The organism is Actinocrispum wychmicini, assembly GCF_004345645.1.
Taxonomy (GTDB): Bacteria; Actinomycetota; Actinomycetes; order Mycobacteriales; family Pseudonocardiaceae; genus Kibdelosporangium; species Kibdelosporangium wychmicini.
Map to the genome: position 1 here is coordinate 148,922 of NZ_SLWS01000004.1, position 17,316 is coordinate 166,237.

Annotated in this window: 21 protein-coding genes; 8 read left to right on the forward strand and 13 right to left on the reverse strand. The window is 68.3% G+C overall.

The features are described 5' to 3' along the window. Positions 1–48: 48 nt before the first annotated feature. The 3 genes from EV192_RS53900 to merA form a co-directional block, all read right to left on the reverse strand. Positions 49–195 (reverse strand): hypothetical protein, encoded by a 147-nt coding sequence (locus EV192_RS53900; RefSeq protein ID WP_165960468.1) that lies wholly within the window; start codon positions 193–195, stop codon positions 49–51. Between the two features lie 64 nt (positions 196–259). Next, complete coding sequence (locus tag EV192_RS18800) at positions 260–685, reverse strand: MerR family transcriptional regulator (protein WP_243726932.1); 426 nt, start codon at positions 683–685, stop codon at positions 260–262. A gap of 22 nt (positions 686–707) precedes the next feature. After that, positions 708–2,129, reverse strand: coding sequence for a mercury(II) reductase (merA, locus tag EV192_RS18805; RefSeq protein ID WP_132117078.1), 1,422 nt, complete (start codon positions 2,127–2,129; stop codon positions 708–710). A 113-nt stretch (positions 2,130–2,242) separates the two neighbouring features. Here merA and EV192_RS18810 point away from each other — a divergent pair, with 113 nt between their 5' ends. Further along, positions 2,243–2,638 carry an ArsR/SmtB family transcription factor gene (locus tag EV192_RS18810; protein ID WP_132117080.1) on the forward strand — a complete coding sequence of 132 codons (396 nt, stop codon included), beginning with the start codon at positions 2,243–2,245 and terminating at the stop codon, positions 2,636–2,638. Between the two features lie 231 nt (positions 2,639–2,869). Here the strand turns inward: EV192_RS18810 and EV192_RS18815 are convergent, their stop codons facing one another. The 7 genes from EV192_RS18815 to EV192_RS18845 form a co-directional block, all read right to left on the reverse strand. Then, a complete protein-coding gene (locus EV192_RS18815; protein WP_132117082.1) occupies positions 2,870–3,466 on the reverse strand; it encodes a TlpA family protein disulfide reductase in 597 nt (198 codons plus the stop codon). A 66-nt stretch (positions 3,467–3,532) separates the two neighbouring features. After that, positions 3,533–4,171: a TlpA family protein disulfide reductase gene (locus EV192_RS18820; RefSeq protein ID WP_132117084.1), complete on the reverse strand. Its 639-nt coding sequence runs from the start codon at positions 4,169–4,171 to the stop codon at positions 3,533–3,535. After that, entirely contained in the window at positions 4,168–4,809 is a 642-nt protein-coding gene (locus EV192_RS18825; RefSeq protein WP_132117086.1) for a hypothetical protein, read from the reverse strand. The genes EV192_RS18820 and EV192_RS18825 overlap by 4 nt, the downstream gene beginning before the upstream one ends. Next, positions 4,806–5,108 carry a hypothetical protein gene (locus EV192_RS18830; protein ID WP_132117088.1) on the reverse strand — a complete coding sequence of 101 codons (303 nt, stop codon included), beginning with the start codon at positions 5,106–5,108 and terminating at the stop codon, positions 4,806–4,808. The genes EV192_RS18825 and EV192_RS18830 overlap by 4 nt, the downstream gene beginning before the upstream one ends. 117 nt (positions 5,109–5,225) lie before the next feature. Beyond that, positions 5,226–6,230 carry a M56 family metallopeptidase gene (locus EV192_RS18835; RefSeq protein WP_132117090.1) on the reverse strand — a complete coding sequence of 335 codons (1,005 nt, stop codon included), beginning with the start codon at positions 6,228–6,230 and terminating at the stop codon, positions 5,226–5,228. Beyond that, a complete protein-coding gene (locus EV192_RS18840; protein ID WP_132117092.1) occupies positions 6,227–6,607 on the reverse strand; it encodes a BlaI/MecI/CopY family transcriptional regulator in 381 nt (126 codons plus the stop codon). Before EV192_RS18840 ends, EV192_RS18835 begins: the two co-directional genes overlap by 4 nt. A gap of 14 nt (positions 6,608–6,621) precedes the next feature. After that, complete coding sequence (locus EV192_RS18845) at positions 6,622–7,665, reverse strand: GntR family transcriptional regulator (protein ID WP_165960469.1); 1,044 nt, start codon at positions 7,663–7,665, stop codon at positions 6,622–6,624. 126 nt (positions 7,666–7,791) lie between these two features. Here EV192_RS18845 and EV192_RS18850 point away from each other — a divergent pair, with 126 nt between their 5' ends. The 5 genes from EV192_RS18850 to EV192_RS18870 all read left to right on the forward strand — a co-directional run bounded on the left by EV192_RS18850 (position 7,792) and on the right by EV192_RS18870 (position 12,799). Next, complete coding sequence (locus tag EV192_RS18850; protein WP_132117096.1) at positions 7,792–8,235, forward strand: hypothetical protein; 444 nt, start codon at positions 7,792–7,794, stop codon at positions 8,233–8,235. Between the two features lie 9 nt (positions 8,236–8,244). Further along, positions 8,245–8,925 (forward strand): corrinoid protein-associated methyltransferase CpaM, encoded by a 681-nt coding sequence (gene cpaM, locus EV192_RS18855; RefSeq protein ID WP_132117098.1) that lies wholly within the window; start codon positions 8,245–8,247, stop codon positions 8,923–8,925. Next, positions 8,901–9,968, forward strand: a complete 1,068-nt coding sequence (locus EV192_RS18860) for an HgcAB-like fusion protein (RefSeq protein WP_132117100.1) — start codon at positions 8,901–8,903, stop codon at positions 9,966–9,968. Before cpaM ends, EV192_RS18860 begins: the two co-directional genes overlap by 25 nt. A gap of 54 nt (positions 9,969–10,022) precedes the next feature. Then, on the forward strand, positions 10,023–11,999 hold the full coding sequence (locus EV192_RS18865; RefSeq protein ID WP_132117102.1) for a heavy metal translocating P-type ATPase: 1,977 nt from the start codon (positions 10,023–10,025) through the stop codon (positions 11,997–11,999). Positions 12,000–12,082: 83 nt separating this feature from the next. Further along, positions 12,083–12,799, forward strand: a complete 717-nt coding sequence (locus tag EV192_RS18870; protein ID WP_132117104.1) for a DUF169 domain-containing protein — start codon at positions 12,083–12,085, stop codon at positions 12,797–12,799. A 90-nt stretch (positions 12,800–12,889) separates the two neighbouring features. Here the strand turns inward: EV192_RS18870 and EV192_RS53905 are convergent, their stop codons facing one another. Both EV192_RS53905 and EV192_RS18875 read right to left on the reverse strand, forming a co-directional pair. After that, positions 12,890–13,063 carry a hypothetical protein gene (locus EV192_RS53905; RefSeq protein ID WP_165960470.1) on the reverse strand — a complete coding sequence of 58 codons (174 nt, stop codon included), beginning with the start codon at positions 13,061–13,063 and terminating at the stop codon, positions 12,890–12,892. 320 nt (positions 13,064–13,383) lie between these two features. Next, positions 13,384–14,049 carry a histidine phosphatase family protein gene (locus EV192_RS18875; RefSeq protein ID WP_207926173.1) on the reverse strand — a complete coding sequence of 222 codons (666 nt, stop codon included), beginning with the start codon at positions 14,047–14,049 and terminating at the stop codon, positions 13,384–13,386. A 657-nt stretch (positions 14,050–14,706) separates the two neighbouring features. On the opposite strand from EV192_RS18875, the gene EV192_RS53910 reads away from it, so the two are divergent. Then, positions 14,707–14,844 (forward strand): hypothetical protein, encoded by a 138-nt coding sequence (locus EV192_RS53910; protein WP_165960471.1) that lies wholly within the window; start codon positions 14,707–14,709, stop codon positions 14,842–14,844. Between the two features lie 25 nt (positions 14,845–14,869). Here EV192_RS53910 and acpA read toward each other — a convergent pair whose 3' ends face one another. Beyond that, positions 14,870–16,507: an acid phosphatase gene (acpA, locus tag EV192_RS18880; RefSeq protein WP_165960472.1), complete on the reverse strand. Its 1,638-nt coding sequence runs from the start codon at positions 16,505–16,507 to the stop codon at positions 14,870–14,872. A gap of 185 nt (positions 16,508–16,692) precedes the next feature. Here acpA and EV192_RS18885 point away from each other — a divergent pair, with 185 nt between their 5' ends. After that, positions 16,693–17,313: a DUF47 domain-containing protein gene (locus EV192_RS18885; RefSeq protein WP_132117110.1), complete on the forward strand. Its 621-nt coding sequence runs from the start codon at positions 16,693–16,695 to the stop codon at positions 17,311–17,313. Positions 17,314–17,316: the final 3 nt, after the last annotated feature.

Here is a 17,316-nt window from a genome sequence, read left to right on the forward strand (position 1 = left end):
GATGGTCGCGGTATCCGGCCGGGGGCGCGGTAGCAGCCCGCGCCGCTCCTAGTAGCGCAACGTCTGGGGTTGACGCCGGGCCAGGCCCTGGGCGAGCAGGTGGAACACTCGGATGAGCACGCGAGCCCTGCCGTGGCCGACATCGAGAACGCCACTGGGCTCGGTCAGATCCGCGATCGTCAGGGTGCTGGTCACGGTCGTACCTCCCGGCTGGGTTGATGTTCGGTCGCGACCGTATGGTCTGCCCCCGGGGTGAGGGTCAAGTGCTCGCAGTACATCGGGGATCGCCTACCCAGCAGGCGTCGCTGTGGCCGGCGAGGTCGGCCTGGTGAGTGGCTTCGAACTCGTCTATGCGGCTTAGGGTCTGCTGCAGCTCAGCGACGCGCGCGGTGAGTCGGTGTCGCGAGTGGTGGAGTAATTCGGCCAGCCGGGGACCGATGGGTGCTGCGGTACGTGTCAGCTCGCGGATCTCGGCCACGGTCAGGCCCACATTCCGTAGCTGGCCGATCAGCCGGACACACCACAGGGCGTCGGCGTCGAACAGCCGGTAGTTCGCGGCACTGCGGCCGACGGTATAGATCAGCCCCCAGTCCGTGTACTGCCGCAGGGTCTTGATCGGCACACCGGTGCGCCGGGACAGCTGGCCGATCGTCATCAACTGGGTCTGCTGCCTGCTGCCGGTCATCGTTGCCCCTTTCTGCCTGAGCTCAGGAGGCGCAGCAGGACAGTTTCGCGACGTCGCGGGTGAAGGTTTGGGCGGCGAGTTTGAGGCCTTCGGCCATGGTCAGGTAAGGGGACCACTGGTTGGCCAGCTGCTGCACCGTCATTTGGTTGGTGAGGGCGGTGACGGCGGTGGTGATCACCTCGCCGGCGCTTTCGGCGATCACGTGCGCGCCGAGCAGTCGTCCGGTGCCGTGTTCGGCGACGAGTTTGATCAGGCCGCGGGCGTCCCGGTTGACCAACGCACGCGGCACGTACTCCAGCGTCAGCACACGACACTCAGACTGGTATCCCTGTTCGACGGCCTGGGCGTCGGTCAGGCCGGCCGATGCGATCTGCGGGCTGGTGAATGTCACCTTCGGCAGCGGGTGGTAGTCCAGTGTGCGATGTGCGTCGTCGAAGGCGTTGTCGGCCATCAGGGTGCCGTGGGCGGCGGCGACGTAGACGAACTGCGGGTGGCCGGTGACGTCCCCGGCAGCCCAGATCCGTGGATGGCTGGTGCGCAGGTACTGGTCCACCATGACCTCGCCGCGGGCCCCGGTCTTCACTCCGACCGCGTCCAAGTTCAGGCCCGCGGTGATCGGCCGGCGGCCAGTGGCCACCAGCACTTGCTCGGCTCGCAGCGCGCGGGGGTGGCCATCCGAAGCACTGAATGTGAGTTGGTAGTCGGCCGGGCCGCGCTCGACCTGGGTGGTCGTGGTGTCGGTCAGGACCCGGATGCCCTCGTCGCGGAACACCTCCGCGAGCACCGCGCTGATCTCGGGTTCCTCGAACGGTGCCAGCCGGGGCAATGCCTCCAGCACGGTGACCTCAACGCCCAGCCGCTGCCACAACTGGGCCTGCTCCAGGCCGACGGCGTTGCCGCCGAGCACGATCATCGAGGCGGGCAGGCGATCGAGCTCCATCGCCGTAGTCGAGGTCAGATACCCCGCCTCGGTGAGGCCGTCGATCGGGGGTGCCCACGGGGCCGAGCCGGTGGCGACCAGGTAATGCTCGGCCGTCACCCTGGTCACCTCTCCGCCAGCTGGTTCGACGTCCAGTGCCGGACCTGAGCCGGTGGCGATGAACCGAGCGGTGCCGGGCAGGATGTCCCAGCCGTACTCGTCGGCCAGGTCGATGTACTTCCCTGCGCGCAGTGTCTCCACCAGATCCCGCTTTCCGCCGATCAGGGCAGGCAGGTCCACGTTGGCCGCGCTGGTGTGGATGCCGGGGAACCACGCATCGAGGGCGCTGTGGCGGGCCTCGGCCGCGGCCAGCAACGCCTTGGACGGCACGCACCCGGTGCTCACACACGTCCCGCCGACGGTGCCGCGTTCGATCATCACCACGCTGCGGCCCTTGGCCCGCGCGGCGATGGCCGCCGCGAATCCAGCCGCACCCGAACCAATCACCGCCAGGTCATATGGCATGCCACACTCCGCTCAGTCGACAAACTGGACGTATTCGCCCAGGCGAATACACTAGAGCCTACTGTAGCATTCTGATATCCGGATACATGTGACTCGATCGAGGGACGGCCGCCATGCCGGAGATTCACCCGACGACCGCGACGCTGCTGCCAGTGGAGGCAGATGGGGTGCAGGTGGTGGCCAAGTTCTTCCGGGCGCTGGGGGACCCGGTGCGGCTGCGGCTGTTGGAGTTCCTGCTGCACGCCGAGCACACAGTAACCGAGTGCGTGGCCCAGGTCGGGTTGTCGCAGGGCAGGGTGTCCAGCCACCTGAGTTGCTTGGCCGACTGCGGCTACGTGGCGCTGCGCAGGGAGGGCCGTTTCTCCTACTACCGGGTGGCCGACGCGCGTGTCGCTGACCTGGTACTACTGGCCCGTTCGCTGGCCGCCGAGAACACTGCGGCATTGGCGACCTGTGTGCGAATCGACGACCAGCAAGTAGCCCCACGACCTGCTCCGACCCAATCCTGAACGTCAGCCCGGGGCGGTCGGCCGACGCGGAGCGGTCGGCATCCTTAGCTGGGAGCAGTTCGACGCGGCCGAGTGCGGCAATGCCAATCACCTGGCGGGCTGGCTGCGCAGCCGAGGAGCACAACGCGCCAGCGAGGCGAGCCGGTGATCGCTGCGACAGAACGGGTTGCAGCGCGGCACCATCCGGATTCACTTGTGTGGCGAGGAATCAGCGAGCGCCGCCGCGGGACATCAGGGCCCAACGACATGCTCTCGTAGTGAGTCGACATAGTCCGCGTCCACGAGCCACGTCGTCGTGTCGATCACGTTGCCTTGCTCGTCGAGCAGGACTTTGGTTTCCAGGGACGGCGAGTTGACCTTGGCCGACAGGTCCCCAGGCTTGTTGGGCGCCACCTTCCAGTCCGGTCGGCCGAAACCGTCGCGCCATCCGACCAGCCATGGGCTCGGCTCGTCAACATCAACCAACACCACGACGACAGTGAATGCCTTGCCGCCCAACTTATCATCGAGGCCGGCAATGAGCTGCATGCCGACCGAGTCGGGACAGGTCGATCTGGTGAACCAGATGAGCGACTTCTTCCCAGCCAGCGATGCCTTCGTGATCGACGTGCCATCGGCCCCGGTCAGGGTGAACTCCGGGAACGGTTGCACGCCATCGGCCGGAGTCGACTCGACAGCGGCCCCGGGTTGCACCCGTGCGCCGTCTGATGTCCCTCGTGCGGAACCCACGACCACCGCCAAGGCAGCCACCACGAGCGCGGCGCATGCAACGGCAATGCGGGTTCGCCTCTGTCGCGTCCACTGCACCCTTTGGGCAGCAGGTGTCACACCCACCATCGTCTCCAGTTTCGGTCGTTCCGTTGCGTGCTTGTGGCCGTGTTGCCCTGAGCCGCTCTAGGCGAGTTTGTCCACCTGCTCAAGGAGAGTGGTCATGCTGCCGGCAGGTTCACCGTCGGTGTAGGTGATGCGCCCGTTGGTGTCGAGTAGGAAGTAGATGTCGGTGTAGGACTTGGGGTTGTAGGCGTAGGTCAGGTCGGCGGAGGAGGTGCCGAAGATCCAGTCCGGGTCGCCGTACAAGGCACCGGCCAGGTTTTTGCCGAAGTCCGCGATGCTGGGGCCGGGTTGCCCCAGGTCCTGGTACATCTCGATTTCCACCACCCGGACGTTGTTGGCCCGAAGCCGGGGGAACTCGTGCGCCACGGCGGGAGTGCCGGCCTGGCAGGACGGGCACCAGGTGGCTACGAACCACAGCAGGGTCGGCCGACCGCGCAGGGACGCCACGGTCATGGTTGCCCCGGAGACAGTGGTGAACTGTCCGTCCGGGGCGGGGTGACCGCTGGTCGCTGACGCTGGGGCCGAAGAGGCTGTGGTGTGGTTGGCGAGCCGGACAACGGTGATGGTCGCGGCGATGGCGAGAACCGTGGCGGTGGTGGCGATCCAGCCCCATCGCCGCCGTCGGCGGCTTGCGGCACGGGCTGCCTGTCGGCGGCGCCGGTTCGGGGTCGCTTGACCGGTCGGCGGGGTGCGGCTCATCGTGGTTGTCCGTCCTGGTCGGTGGCGGCGGTCTCGTAGGGCTCGGCGTCGCCGGCCGCATCGTTGTCAGTAGTGGGACAGCCCTGCGCGCTCAGGCAGGTGCTGCGGGCGATGCGGCGCAGACCCCACCATGCGGTCGCCACCAGCACGGCGAGGCTCCCGGCGAGGAACTCGGTCTGGTGGGTGGCGAAGAAGTACTGCCAGGCGCCCGTCGTGCCATACACCTGCGCGGTGGACAGCCCGACAAACGCCAGCAGGGTCGGCAGCACTGGGCTGCAGCACAGCAAACTGGGGAGCAGGCTGCCCAGGACCGCCAACCAGCCTGCGGTCACGGCGGACCGGCCGGCCGCGACCTGGCGGATCGCGTAGATCTGCACGACGAGCACGAAGGCCATCCCCAGTCCGAGGATCACGCTCCAGGCGATCATCGCGGGGGTGAGATAGGCCCAGTTGGCGGTGGAGAAGCGCTGGGTGTAGCCGAATGGCAGCAGGATCGTGTAGGCGACGCCGGTCACCACGGCCGCTACAGCGAAGCCGACCAGTCGCCCGGGTGAGGTGAGGACCTCCGTGGCGGTGGCGAGCACCGAACGCCGAGTGTCCTCACCAGCTGAGTCGTCGAGGCTCGGTGTTGCGGTCACTGCGGGCAGCTCCTGTCGCAGCGGCGATGGTGGTGATGCCGCCACCACAGCGCGGTTCCCACGCCGGCCGCCGCGACGGTCGCGGCGCCACCGACGCCCAACAGCGTCCATCCGGCGGTGACCGCACCGGCGACGAGCAGGTGCGACCCGAAGCAGGCCAGTACCGCGCTCAGGCCGATCAGCGAGGTGCTCCCGTAAGCGGCCAGCCAAGTGCTCAGATGGCCGCGCCCGCCGGTGGCGCTCGGTGCGGCTGGGATCTCCGGCGACGGCCCGGATGGGCTGGTGGGCGTACGTGTCATGGGATGTCTCCTGCGCCGTGGCGCCCGGACAGGAAGTCCGGGACTGCGGACCCAGCACGGCACTCTACTACGTATTCGTAGATCCAGTTATAACGTTGGGTGATCGTCCGCGTGCGACTACGAGCGCAAGGTCCACAGCGGCCGGGATCCCACTGCGGCGAAGGTGCCTACGCACACGGCCAGGCTGGGCAGGACGGCGTGCGGGGTGATGAGTGCGCAAGCGCACCAGGCGAACGCGGCGGCGAGCACGATGCCGAGCGCAACAACCACGACACCGGCAGCAGGGGCCGGTTGACGGGGTTGCTGCAGGCGGCGAATCCGGTAGCGCAGGTGCTCCGGATCGCCGAAGGACGCGGCCGAGCCCGATCCAGTGGCCGCGACGCGGGCGAGTCCGATGCGGGCCAGGGCGGAGAGCAGTGGGGCGGTGCCGACCAGCCGGGCGGCCTCGGCGTCGGCCGCCGCTTCCAGTTCTTGGCGTAATCCGTTCCAGGCGCGGCGTACCGGGGGGAGGAACTGGTAGGCGCGTGCGACCGGCGCGGCGAGTAGGAGCAGCCGAGGGTGTCCGAGCCGCACGTGGGCGCCTTCGTGTTCCAGGACGGCGTGGCGCTCGGCGGGGTCGAGCAGGTTGAGCAGTCCGGTGGTGACGACCGCCCGGGGATGCAGCATGCCGCCGGCGTAGGCGAGCGGTTCGGCGGCCGGGACGATCCACACCGAGCCGCCCCCGCTCAGGCGGCATTGGGTGGCGCCGGCCAAGGCGAGCCCACGGGGCTCGGTGCGCCGCGCAAAGGACAGAGCGCGGGCGCCCTGCCAGGCCAGCGGGCTCAACGCGACCAGCACGAGCCCGATACCGGCCAGTTGCCACGGCCCAGCGTCGATGCCGAACCAGCTCTCGCCGAGCCGGCAGGCGGCCGGTCCGGATGCCGACCGAGTCAGTATGCCGGCCAGGCCGAGCCCGGCGCAGGCCAGCCACCCTGCCGGCAGCAAGCTCCAGCCGACGAGGCTGACCAGGTGACCCACCGCGAGCAGGCGCGGCGACGCTTGGCGCAGTCGGCGGGTGGACAGCAGGGTCGGGATGATGGCGAAGACGGCCAACGCCAGCGCGGCGGCCGCGACGTGGGTCATGTCCGCCGGGCCCGGTCCAGGATGGCGGCCAGATCGGCCGCCAGCGCGGGATCGTCGATGTCCTCGACCAGGTGCGCGAGCACGGCGCGCGGGTCGCGGGCCGAGGCGAGCAGCTGGCCGATCGCCTGGGCGGTCAGCTCGTCCGGGTCGCCGGCCGCCCGGAACCGCATGACGCGGCCGTCCGGGACCCGCTCGACGAGTCCCTTGCCGACCAGCCTGGCCAGCACGGTCATCAGCGTTGTGTAGGCCAGCGCGCGATCGGCGAACTGCGCCTGCAGCTGCTTGCCGGTGACCGGAGCGGAGATCGTCCACAGCCGCCGCAGGACCTCGGCCTCCAGCTCGCCGACCGGTCGGCCGGCGATCACTCGTCTCGGCATCGCGGAATCCCTTGTCAGGTGCCGGTGTCGGTGGGGTTTCTGCGGCGGGCGACGTATTCGGTGTAAGTGCGCAGGGTAGCGAGGGTTTCGTCGCTGAGCAGCCGGGAGTAGGTGATGATCGGCGTGCCAGGAGCGAGGTCGGTGAGGGCGTCGGTGGATCCTTGCGAGGCGATGATGGCCTCGCAGGAGGCAAGGACCGCCGTGAGGTTGTCCTGGTGCACGTGTGCGTGCCGAGGGGCACTGCTGAACGTGATCCCGGCGCGGCGCAGGGAAGCTTCCATCCGCGGAGGGCCTTCGGGTTCGGTGCACACGATGGCCACCTGCTTGCCGCCGCATTCCTCGGTGATGCGGCGCAGGGAGTGCAGCGAGGGGCCGATACCGGCGGCCAGCAGCGGCAGGTCAGCCTCAGCGAGGACGGGCTGGGCCTGATCGAGGCTGTAGAAGGCGACCACGGCGAAGTCAAAACCGGCCAGCCGCTGCGCCCGCTGGGCGGGGTCGGCACGCTGCAGGTGGGCGAGCAGGGCGGCGTCGACGACGCTGTCGGGCAGGGTCTGGCTGACGGTGGTGCGCAGGAAGTCCAGTTCGCCTTGGTATTCGTCGATGACGAGAATTCGCGCGGCAGGGACGGCTGTCCGTGCGGCGGCCTGGTAGTAGGCCAGCTCGGCGAATTCCCGGGCGGTGAAGCCGGCGGCCTCGGCCCGCCGCAGCGCCTGCGTGACGATCTCGCGTAGCGCCCCGGCCACGGTAGCGGCGACGGTGGCCGCGCCGGCGGCCACGGTGGTGCCGCCCCCGGCCCGGGTGCTGAGGTAGCCCTCGGCTTCCAGCAACCGATACACCTGGGCGACGGTGTTGCGATTGATGTCGAGGAACTCGGCGAGCTGCCGGATGGTCGGCAACCGGTCTCCGGGACGGAGGTCGCCCACCGAGATCGCCGCGACGATCTGGTCGCGGATCTGGGTGGCCAGCGGGATGCCGAGAGTCCGGCTCACCGCGATGTTGACCTCCACCGGGCTGCCCACCTCCGCTGCGTCGCGATCCTGTCGTGAACGGATTGTCATACTGCCAGCCTCCATCCGCACGCCGCCTCCTGCACCAACCCTAACCAACTTGGCCTATTGACATAGGACAAGTGGGACTTTTACCGTGCGTTGCACACGCTCGTGCCCTGAATACGGGGAGGAACGATGGCGGAGCGGTCGACAGGTGGATGTTGCTCAGACCCGGAGCGCGCGACTCCGTTCGCGCAGCGCGTCGAGGTCGGGCAACGACGGCGGGTGTTGCTGCGACGCGCGATGCTGGTGTCCTGCGCGGTGCTGTGCGCCGTGGCGTTGCTGCTGTCGGTGGTGGGGGTGTCCACCGCGGTGGCGTATCGGCTGGAATGGGCTGCCGCGGTGTGTGCTGCCGTGGTGCTGCTGGGCTGGGCGCGCTCGGCGATGACGACGGGTCGGGTGCCATGGCGGCTGGTGGTCGGTGTAGCTGCGGTCGTGGCCGGGTTCGTGTGGCATCCCCTGGTGCCAGCACTGGTCGCGCTCGCCGCCCTGACCGAACATGTGCTGCGTCCCTCCGACCAGCAAGCGGCCGTGCCGCAGGGGGGCTCGACGTCCACCGTTGTCGGGCAGCCGGGCTGAGGGCCGGGAATGTCCTCGTTTGTGTTCATGAAGCTGCTGGAGACCAGCTCCACCCGCTACGACCTGGGGATGCGGGTGCTCAGCGGCGGTCGGATCACCCAGCTGTACCGCGATGTCACCGCCCAGGTCCCTGCGCGGGGACGGATCCTGGAGGTGGGCTGCGGCACTGGGGGCGTGACTGCCGAGCTGGTGAGCCCTAGCCGCGAGATCGTGGCGGTGGACCGATCACCGCAGATGTTGGCCGTCGCCGAGCGCAAGCTGGCCGCATCGATCACGCAGGGCCGGGTGAGGCTGCAGCCGGTGAGCATCACCGGCCTGGAACGGGTGTTCGGGGCGGAGTCGTTCGACGCGGTGGTGTGCTGCCTGGTGCTCTCCGAGCTCACCGAGACCGAGGAATGCTACGCCCTGGACGTGTTCTGTGGTCTGCTGCGCCCCGGTGGCGTCCTTGTGGTGGCTGACGAGGTCGTGCCAGAACGGCGGCTGCGGCGCTGGGCGTACCGAGCCCAACGATTCCCGATGGCAGCGCTGACATACGTGCTCACCCAGACCACCACTCACGCCGCCCACGGCCTGGAAGGCAAGGTCACCGATCGGGGCTTGCAGGACGTGGCGGCCACCCGCTCGCATGGCCAGTCGTTTCAGATCGTGCAGGGAAGGAAACCGGCATGCCGCCTGCAGCCCCAGCCGTAACCCACCGCGGCGTCGGGGGCGGGGTGCGCTCGGCCGCTCAACTGGTGTTCCGGTCCTTCCCGTTCCCCACCGAACCGGGCCTGCGGGTCTTCGGCACCCCGGACCGATCCTCGCCGGTGTTCGTCACCAGCAACTTCGACTACACCGTGCGGCTGGTGTCGCGGGTGCTGGAGAACTATGACTGCTATCTGCTGGTTGCCCCCACCGGCGGGGTCAACGTGTGGTGTGCCTCGGCGGGCGGGCATTTCGGGGTGGACGAGGTCGAGGCCGCGATCAAACTCAGCGGCATCGGCGACCTCGTCGATCACCACCGGCTGGTCCTGCCCCGGCTGACCGCGCCTGGCGTGGACCCGAAGGAAGTGCGGTCCCGGACCGGCTGGCGGGTGGTGTTCGGCCCGATCGACATCGACGAGCTACCCGGCTGGCTGGACGAGAGCTTCCCCCGCCTGGTTGCCGATGTCGTGACGTTCCCGGTCGCGCGGCGGGTGGAGATGGGCATCGGCGCCGGGCTGTGGCCGGCCGGCCTGCTCGGCGTTCCGGCCGCGATCATCGGCGGCTGGCAGGCAGGGCTGCTCACCGCCGGCTTGGCCTATGTCCTGTCCGTCCTGTTCGCGGTGGCCTACCCGCGATTGCCGGCCGCTCCCGGTCTACCGCAAGCCGTGCCACTGGCCGGGGTGCTCGGCGTGGTCGCCGCGGCGACGGCCTGGGGCAGCGGCGGCACAGTGTTCGACATCGTGTTCTGGGCAGTGACCCTCGCGTTGATGGGACTGCTGATCGGCCTCGACTTCCCCAGCTGGTCCCCAACCGATGTGTGCAAGCAACAACTGCTGTGCTTCCTGTATCCGGCAACCCTGGCACCAGCGGGTTTCCTGCCCACAGTGGACGAACCGGCCTGCGTCGACGGCTGCGACATCTGCGTGAAGATCTGCCCCAAGGGCGCGATGACGCTGCAGGACAACCACAAGGCCACGCTGCTCGATCCGGACGGCTGCCTCAGTTGCTTCGCCTGCGTGCAGCAATGCCCCGTCGACGCCATCAGCTAGCCCCGCCACCACAGCGGCCGACCACATTTTCGACCACAAAGGACTATCGTTGCCATGACCACTGACACCGCCACCCCCGCGCCAGCGGAAGGCGGCCTGTTCGGCGAGGCGGATCTGAGTCAGGAACGCCTGTTCCGCCGCAACGTGTCCTTCTTCGCCGCAGCCGCCACCTGCATGCTCAGCGGACTAGTGATCATGCTGTGGGTCCACAGCGAGCCGTGGACCACCATCGGCCACGGGATCAGCCTGATCGGACTCGCCCTGGGCACACCGATGTTCCTCATCGCGGCCAAGACCGTGCTGTTCGCCCGCAACAAACTGACCACCGAAGTGTTCATCACCCTCGCGCTCATCGCGGTCGTCTATGAACAGGAGTACTGGTACGCCTCCTGGGTCGTGTTCATCCTCTGGCTCGGAGAAACCCTGATGGCCTGGGCCGGCCGCCACGCCCGCAACGCCGTGGAAGCCCTGATGAAACTCGTGCCCCGCCAGGCGCGGCTGCTCACCAAAGACGGCACCCGAATGGTGCCTGTCGAGAAAGTCGCTGTGGGACAGCTCGTCGCGGTGCATCCCGACGAGCGGATCCCCGTTGACGGGGTGATCGAACACGGCGAGACCGCGGTGGACGAGTCGATGCTCACCGGGGAATCCGTGCCCGCCGACCACGGTGTCGGCGACCACGTCTACGCCGGCACCTCCAACCTGCAAGGCATCATCCACGTGCGCGCCACCGTCGCCGCCGAGGACAACGCGGTGGCCCGCATCGTCACGCTCATGCGCCAAGCCCAACGCGCGCACGTACCGGCCAAACGGACCGTCGACCTGTTCCTGCGCTGGTTCCTGCCGCTGGTCCTGCTCGCCGCCGCGATCGCTGGCATCCTCACCGGGTCACTGGAACGAGTCGCGGCGATCCTGCTCGTCATCACCCCCTGCGCGTTCACCGCGTCCACACCGCTGGCGTTGATCGCCACCGTCGGCAACGCCGCCCGCCGTGGTCTGGTCATCAAGGGCGGTTCCGCGATCGAGGCTTGTAGCCGCACCCAGGTGGTGTTGCTGGACAAGACCGGCACGCTGACCGCCTCCACCCCGCAACTGGTCACCATCGACAGCTTCGGCCACACCGAGAACGAGGTCCTCACCCTCGCCGCGATCGCGGAGAAGCCCTCCACCCACCCGCTCGCCCGCGCCATCGGCGCCGCGGCCACCCAACGGGACCTGGACATCCCCGATCCGCAGCACTTCGAGGTCGCCAGCGGCCACGGCGTTCTTGCCGTCCACACCGGACACAATCTGGCCGTCGGCAACGAACGCTTCCTGCAACGGCGCAGCTTCCCCATCCCCGCCACGGTGCGCGCCCAAGCCGCCCGCCGCGAAGAAGCCGGGTACACCGTCGCCTACGTCGTCGACGGCCGCACCGTGATCGGGCTTCTCGGGTTCCTCGCCCAACCCCGCAACAGCGCCGCACAGGTGATCGCCGGGCTACGCAAGCTCGGGGTCCGCGACATCGTCATGGTCACCGGCGACCGATCCCGCCCCGCCCAAGCCGTCGCCACCCAACTCGGGATCGACTACCGCGCCCAGGCCACCCCCGAAGCCAAACTCGAAGAAGTCCAACGCTGGAAACACCAGGGCAACGTCGTGACGATGATCGGCGACGGCATCAACGACGCCACCGCCCTCGCCGCGGCAGACGTCGGGGTCGCGATGGTCACCCCCGGCGCCGAAGTCGCCGCGCTGGCCGCCGACATCGTCGTGCACGGCGACCACCTGTCCCGCGTGCTGGCCGCCGCCCGCCTGTGCCGGCGCGGGATCCGCACCATCCAGATCAACATCCTCTTCGCCACCGGCTACAACATCGTCGGCCTGATCCTGGCCCTGGCCGGGTTGATCTCACCCGGCACCGCGGTGCTCTTCCACGCCGCCAGCTTCATCTCCGTCGTCCTCAACTCCGCCCTCGTCCTCCTCTACAACCCCAAAGTCCCCGACGACACCGACGCCCCCGGACAACGCGCCCTGGCCCACGCCGCCTAACCGGCACCCGCGTCGACGCTCCCGCAGCCGAACGAGGTTCACCACCACGAAAACAAAATGAGACAACGAGAGGTGCCTACGCCATGGATCGAAGTTCCATCGCCGAACGCATCAGCACCGCGCTCGCACTGAACACCGCACCGGTCGCGCTCACCTTCACCGACACCCCACCCGCCGGTGTCCCCGCACCCGCCCACCCGGTCGCCTCAACCTGCGCGTTCTGGCGAATGGCCGAACAAGGCGTCTTCTACGCCACCGCCGAAGAACACTTCAACTGCGTGCTCGGCGCGATGGTAATGGGCTTCGCCCTACCTGAACAGCAGCAACAAGAACTCGGCGCCGTCGTCACCACCGCATGCGACTGCAACTACCTCGACGCCGCTGAACCCGCCAAAATCCCCACCAACACCAAAGCGAGCACCGGCATCCTCTACGGCCCACTCACCGACCTACCCATCGACCCCGACGTCGTCGTACTCTGGCTCACCCCCCGCCAAGCCATGCTCTACAACGAAGCCGCCGGCAGCGCCAGCTGGACCACCACCGACGCCCCCAGGGCCAACGGCCGCCCCGCCTGCGCCGCACTCCCCACCGCCATGTCCAGCCACACCGCCACAATCTCCCTGGGCTGCATGGGCATGCGCACATACACCGAAATCTCCGACGACCGACTCCTCGCCGCCATCCCCGGCACCGAACTCGAAACCTTCACCGACTCCCTGAACACCATCGCCACCGCCAACCAGAAAATGCAGACCTACTACGAAGGCCGCAAAGCCGAAGTCGCCGCGACTGTCTGATCCCAGCTGGTCCTTACCGCCTTCCCGACCCACCGGTCCACTCGGCTAGGTGGGCCGGGAAAGGGCGCTATCCCCATCGCCCGGCCGCCCTCAGGACGTCACCATCGTGACACCGCCCGACCGGCGCGAGGAAACCCGGACTCTGTCGACCACGTCCACCGGGTAGCCGTCCGCGCCGTTCTGCTCGGCGCCGTTGAGGTCGTGCACCCGCTGGTATCCGTGCGCGACCGAGGCCTCGACGAACGCCCGCAACGACGGTGTCACGGCGTCCGAGCGTTGCTGGGTTCGGAAGCGAACCGGTCCGCCCGTGATACGCGTCCTCGCGGGTAGGTGTGTTCTCCAGCAGTTTGACCGTCGGTAGCACGTCTTCGTACGACCAGCCGTCGATGCCATGCTTGGCCGAGTTGGCGAAGTCGGTGGGACGCGCGTAGCGCGACGCAGGCGTTCACCGCCGAGCTGCCACCGAGGACCCTTGCCGCGCGGTGTCGGGAGTTTCGGTGGGCGCCATCCAAGTAGGCGGCCAACATCGTCCAACTCCAAGATCCGCCGCCCGGATTACCTACCCAACGTTGCGTGACGCAGCACTAGACCGCCCCGGTGGGCCATGCCGAACAAGACCAGCCTTGGCCGTCCCACTCGACGAGGAAGGGTTCGGCATGGGCGAGAGGTGTTCCCCATACCCGTGAGCCGAGACCACAGAGCAGACTCACCGCGACCGTGAGGGTGGCGACGTGACCGACTACCGCGACGGTGGTACCTGAGTGTCTTGCCGCGATCTCCGTAAAGGCCGAACTCACCCGGGCAAGGACCTCGTGGCCGGTCTCGCCATCGGCGACTCGTCGGTCCAGGTCTTGATGAACCACCCAAGCATGGAGCACTTCAGCCGTCTGTGCCCGAATGACGGGGTCAACCGTGCCTTCGGCTGTGCCGATCCCGACCTCGACCAGCTCGGTCATGGTGGCGACGTCGAGGTTCATTGTGGCCGCGATGGTGTCGGCGGTCTGGCGTGCGCGCAATGCCGTGCTGGCATAGACTTTGACGATCGGCTCATGTGCGAGTGCACGGGCGGCAGCCGCTGCTTGTTCATGGCCCCGTGGTGTCAACGGTGCTCTGGGAACGGCGCCGGCGACACCGCCGATGACATTCTCGGACTCGGCATGGCGCAGACACCACAGGCGGGCACGATCGATAGGCGGGCACGATCGATCATGAGGGCAGCGTAGATGTCGCGGCGCCCTTCCGGTGGCGATTACGTCGTAGCAGGGTCATGACCCACCGGACGGTGAGCGCCACTGCTCCGCAGCCAGCCCCGAGCCAGCATGCGTCCCCCAGGCCACTCGCTGGGCCATGTCAAGTGTCCGGAACCCAGCAAGCATTCGACGCAGCAGGGTACTGATCAGCATTTCCGCCAGGATGGAACCGAGAACCTGACCAAGAGAAGGGTAACGGCAACAAGCCCAGCACCGTTGCGGTGGCGGACATCAGAACGGTCACCAACCGGCGCCAGTTGACCGAATCGCCGAGCGGAACGAGAAGGGCCAGGCCGATCGCGTATCTGATCTGAGCCAACGAGGCCGACCGAGCAAGGGGTGTGTGCGGGCATGGCCAGGGATTCGGCTATCGGTGATAAGAGCGGCGGCGTAGTAGAGGTTCAGCACGCTGAGCCCGATGGCTGCCCGAACCCTTGAGGTCGGTCAGGTGGTCAGGCATATCTCAGCCCTGAGTGGACGCGATCGAGTGCCGCCGGGGGCATGAAGTAGCTGCGGGAATCGTGCGGAGTCTTGGCGAGTAGGTCGAAGGTGCGGTGGAGGTTCGCGACGGTGGGGAGGTCGTGGGTGCGGTGTGCGCCGAGTGGGTGTCGTGTGTGAGCGAGGTCTGGTTGGCGATCGTCTGGGAAGGACAGAAGTGTGAATGGCCTTCGATGGTGGGGTGTGTGGCTCACCGTGCAGGGAGCCGGTTCGGTCAACGAGTTGGTCGCCGCACTCGCTGAGATTCCCGGGGTGCTGTCCGTGTCCGGCGACGACGCCAACAGCCTCGCCGCTTGATCTCACCTTGCCGCCGGGGATGGCGTCAGCGTAGGGCGGTGAACAGGTCGGCGACCCGGGCGTCCCGGTTGCCCAGCGGTGTCAGGTTCCACCGGCGTTCGATGGTGGCCATGATCGAGGTGGTGTCGTGGGCGGTGTGGTCCACACTGAACGATCGGCGCAGTTGCGGGGAGATGAGCAGGGCGGGGATGCGGGTGCCCGGCCCCCACTGGTCGGCGACCCCGTGCCGGGCCGCGGCCGGTGGCGGGACGTGGTCCCATTGCCCGCCGAACTCGTCGTAGGTCACCACGATCAGGGTGTGCGCCGCGTCCGGGCCGTTCTCGACGGCCTTGATCAGGTCGACCAGGTGCAGGCTGCCGGCGTCCTCGCTGGCGTAGCCGGGGTGCTCGTTCTCCTCGCCGACCGGCTTGATGAAGCTCACCGGCTTGAGTCGCCCGGCCTTGGCGGCGGAGATGAACTCCACCTCGTCTCGCAAGTGGGCGGCGCGGGCCGGGGTCCCGGGGGCGAGGGTGGCGTAGTAGTTGAACGGCTGGTGGTGGTACTGGAAAGTGGCGTCGGGGCAGTTCGGGTACGTCGCGCCCGCTGCTGTGCGTGGGCTGGTGCAGGTGCCGGGCGTGCTGCCGTTGGTCCAGCCTGGTCCGCCGACGTTGCCGTTGGCGTTGTCCCATCCGCCGGAGTACCACGCCCAGTCCACTCCCGCGGCGGACAGCCGATCGCCGATGGTCGGGGTGGTCTGCGGTGGCAGCCGCCGCGCCACCGGCGTGCCTGGGGCGTAGGGCTGATACGGCGGCTGGATGGTGTTGATCGCGAAGTCCCCGCACACCGTCCCGGCCGGCGGCGCCATCCCGGCCGGCACCAGGCACGTCCCGTCCGGGTTGGCGGCCTGGGTCAGTGCCCGATCGGCCGTGCCCGGGGTGGCCGGGTGCAGCGGTGTGCCGGCCGGGAAGCCGTCCGGGCCGACGACCGAGTGCAGGTCGTCCGGCCCGCCGCGCACGGCGCCGGGCCAGGTCGGGGTGTACGGGGTGATCAGCCACTGGTGGTTGAGGAACGACCCGCCGAACGCGCCTTGGAACAACCGGTCGGCGATCGCGTAGTCCGGCGCGTGCCTGCCGTGCAGGTACTCGTAGATCGGCAGACCCCGGGTGTCGTACGTGCCCATCACCAGACCGACCGCGTCACTGCCGGCCACGTACCGGTTCATCGCCCCGCCGTTGATCTGGTACTGCTCGTTGTAGAAGCGGTGCACCAGATCCCGCGTGCAGCCCCCGGGCAAACCCTGTCCTTTCGGGATGCCGTTGGGCACGAACTGGCCGGGCTTCGGGCACGTCGTGTCCGGCGGCTGGATGTAGGTGTCGATCGAGAACGGCCGATTGGTGAACGCCGAGGTCGACCCGCAGGTGACCGGCAGCGGCGGCGAGGTCAGGTTGACGTCGTTCTGCGGCAGGCACGGCAACCGCGAGCCGTCCGGGGCGACCTGGCGCTGCGCATGGGCGTGACGCAGCCCGTCCACGCCCTCCCAACCGCCGAACAGGTTGTCGAAGCTGTGGTTCTCCTCGTAGATCACCACGATGTGGTCGATTCCACCGTGATGCCCGCGATCCGGCCAGGCGCCTGCCGGGACCGCGCTGACTACCAGCGCGGGGACCGCCAACCCGGCGATCATGCCTCGTCGCACCATCCGGGACCACATATCGCGCCTCCATCCACGTTCGACCGCGCCCAGCAGCATCACCCGTCCGCCGGGCGAGATCAAGCCAGCCCGCCCTAACCCCACCTCAGGGCGAACTTCCGGCCGGTCGTGTCCCGGGTACGGTCCGCCTACCAAAGTCCATCCGGAAGGAACCGAACATGCGCCTGCGGCTGCGACCTCGGGACACCACGTTCTTCACGCTGTTCGTCAAGGCAGGCGCGAACATCAGCGACTCCGTCGAGGTGCTGCGCCAGTACGTCAACGCCCCGCCGGAACAGCATCAGGAGTTATCCCAGCGGATGCACGAGGTCGAGCACGCCGGGGACGAGGCGACGCACGACATTCTCGACCATCTCAACCGCGCCTTCATCACCCCGTTCGACCGGGAGGACATCTATCGGCTCGCCGTCCGGCTGGACGACGTGATCGACTTCATCGACGCCGCGGTCGACCTTGCCACCCTGTACCAACTGCGAGACCTGCCCGCCGGGGTACACACTCAGGTGGAGTTGCTGTGCCAGGCGGCTGCCCTGACCGTCGAGGCGATGCCGAAACTGGCCAAACCATCCACCCTGGACACCTACTGGGTGCGCGTGAACGACCTGGAGAACGAAGCCGACCAAGTCTACCGGCGGCTGCTGTCATGGCTGTTCAGCGGCGAACTGGACACGTTGACCGTACTGAAACTCAAGGAGATCGTCGACCAGCTCGAATCGGCCGCGGACGCCTTCGAGCACGTGGCCGACGTGGTGCACACGATCGCGGTCAAGGAGTCCTGACCG

Coding starts and splice junctions, on each gene's coding strand:
- EV192_RS18830 (WP_132117088.1), bottom strand. CDS start 5,108: ATGACACGTACGCCCACCAGCCCATCCGGGCCGTCGCCGGAGATCCCA.
- EV192_RS18845 (WP_165960469.1), bottom strand. CDS start 7,665: ATGACAATCCGTTCACGACAGGATCGCGACGCAGCGGAGGTGGGCAGC.
- EV192_RS18820 (WP_132117084.1), bottom strand. CDS start 4,171: ATGAGCCGCACCCCGCCGACCGGTCAAGCGACCCCGAACCGGCGCCGC.
- EV192_RS18885 (WP_132117110.1), top strand. CDS start 16,693: ATGCGCCTGCGGCTGCGACCTCGGGACACCACGTTCTTCACGCTGTTC.
- acpA (WP_165960472.1), bottom strand. CDS start 16,507: ATGATCGCCGGGTTGGCGGTCCCCGCGCTGGTAGTCAGCGCGGTCCCG.
- merA (WP_132117078.1), bottom strand. CDS start 2,129: ATGCCATATGACCTGGCGGTGATTGGTTCGGGTGCGGCTGGATTCGCG.
- EV192_RS18800 (WP_243726932.1), bottom strand. CDS start 685: ATGACCGGCAGCAGGCAGCAGACCCAGTTGATGACGATCGGCCAGCTG.
- EV192_RS18860 (WP_132117100.1), top strand. CDS start 8,901: ATGCCGCCTGCAGCCCCAGCCGTAACCCACCGCGGCGTCGGGGGCGGG.
- EV192_RS18865 (WP_132117102.1), top strand. CDS start 10,023: ATGACCACTGACACCGCCACCCCCGCGCCAGCGGAAGGCGGCCTGTTC.
- cpaM (WP_132117098.1), top strand. CDS start 8,245: ATGTCCTCGTTTGTGTTCATGAAGCTGCTGGAGACCAGCTCCACCCGC.
- EV192_RS18835 (WP_132117090.1), bottom strand. CDS start 6,230: ATGACCCACGTCGCGGCCGCCGCGCTGGCGTTGGCCGTCTTCGCCATC.
- EV192_RS18840 (WP_132117092.1), bottom strand. CDS start 6,607: ATGCCGAGACGAGTGATCGCCGGCCGACCGGTCGGCGAGCTGGAGGCC.
- EV192_RS18850 (WP_132117096.1), top strand. CDS start 7,792: ATGGCGGAGCGGTCGACAGGTGGATGTTGCTCAGACCCGGAGCGCGCG.
- EV192_RS18810 (WP_132117080.1), top strand. CDS start 2,243: ATGCCGGAGATTCACCCGACGACCGCGACGCTGCTGCCAGTGGAGGCA.
- EV192_RS18870 (WP_132117104.1), top strand. CDS start 12,083: ATGGATCGAAGTTCCATCGCCGAACGCATCAGCACCGCGCTCGCACTG.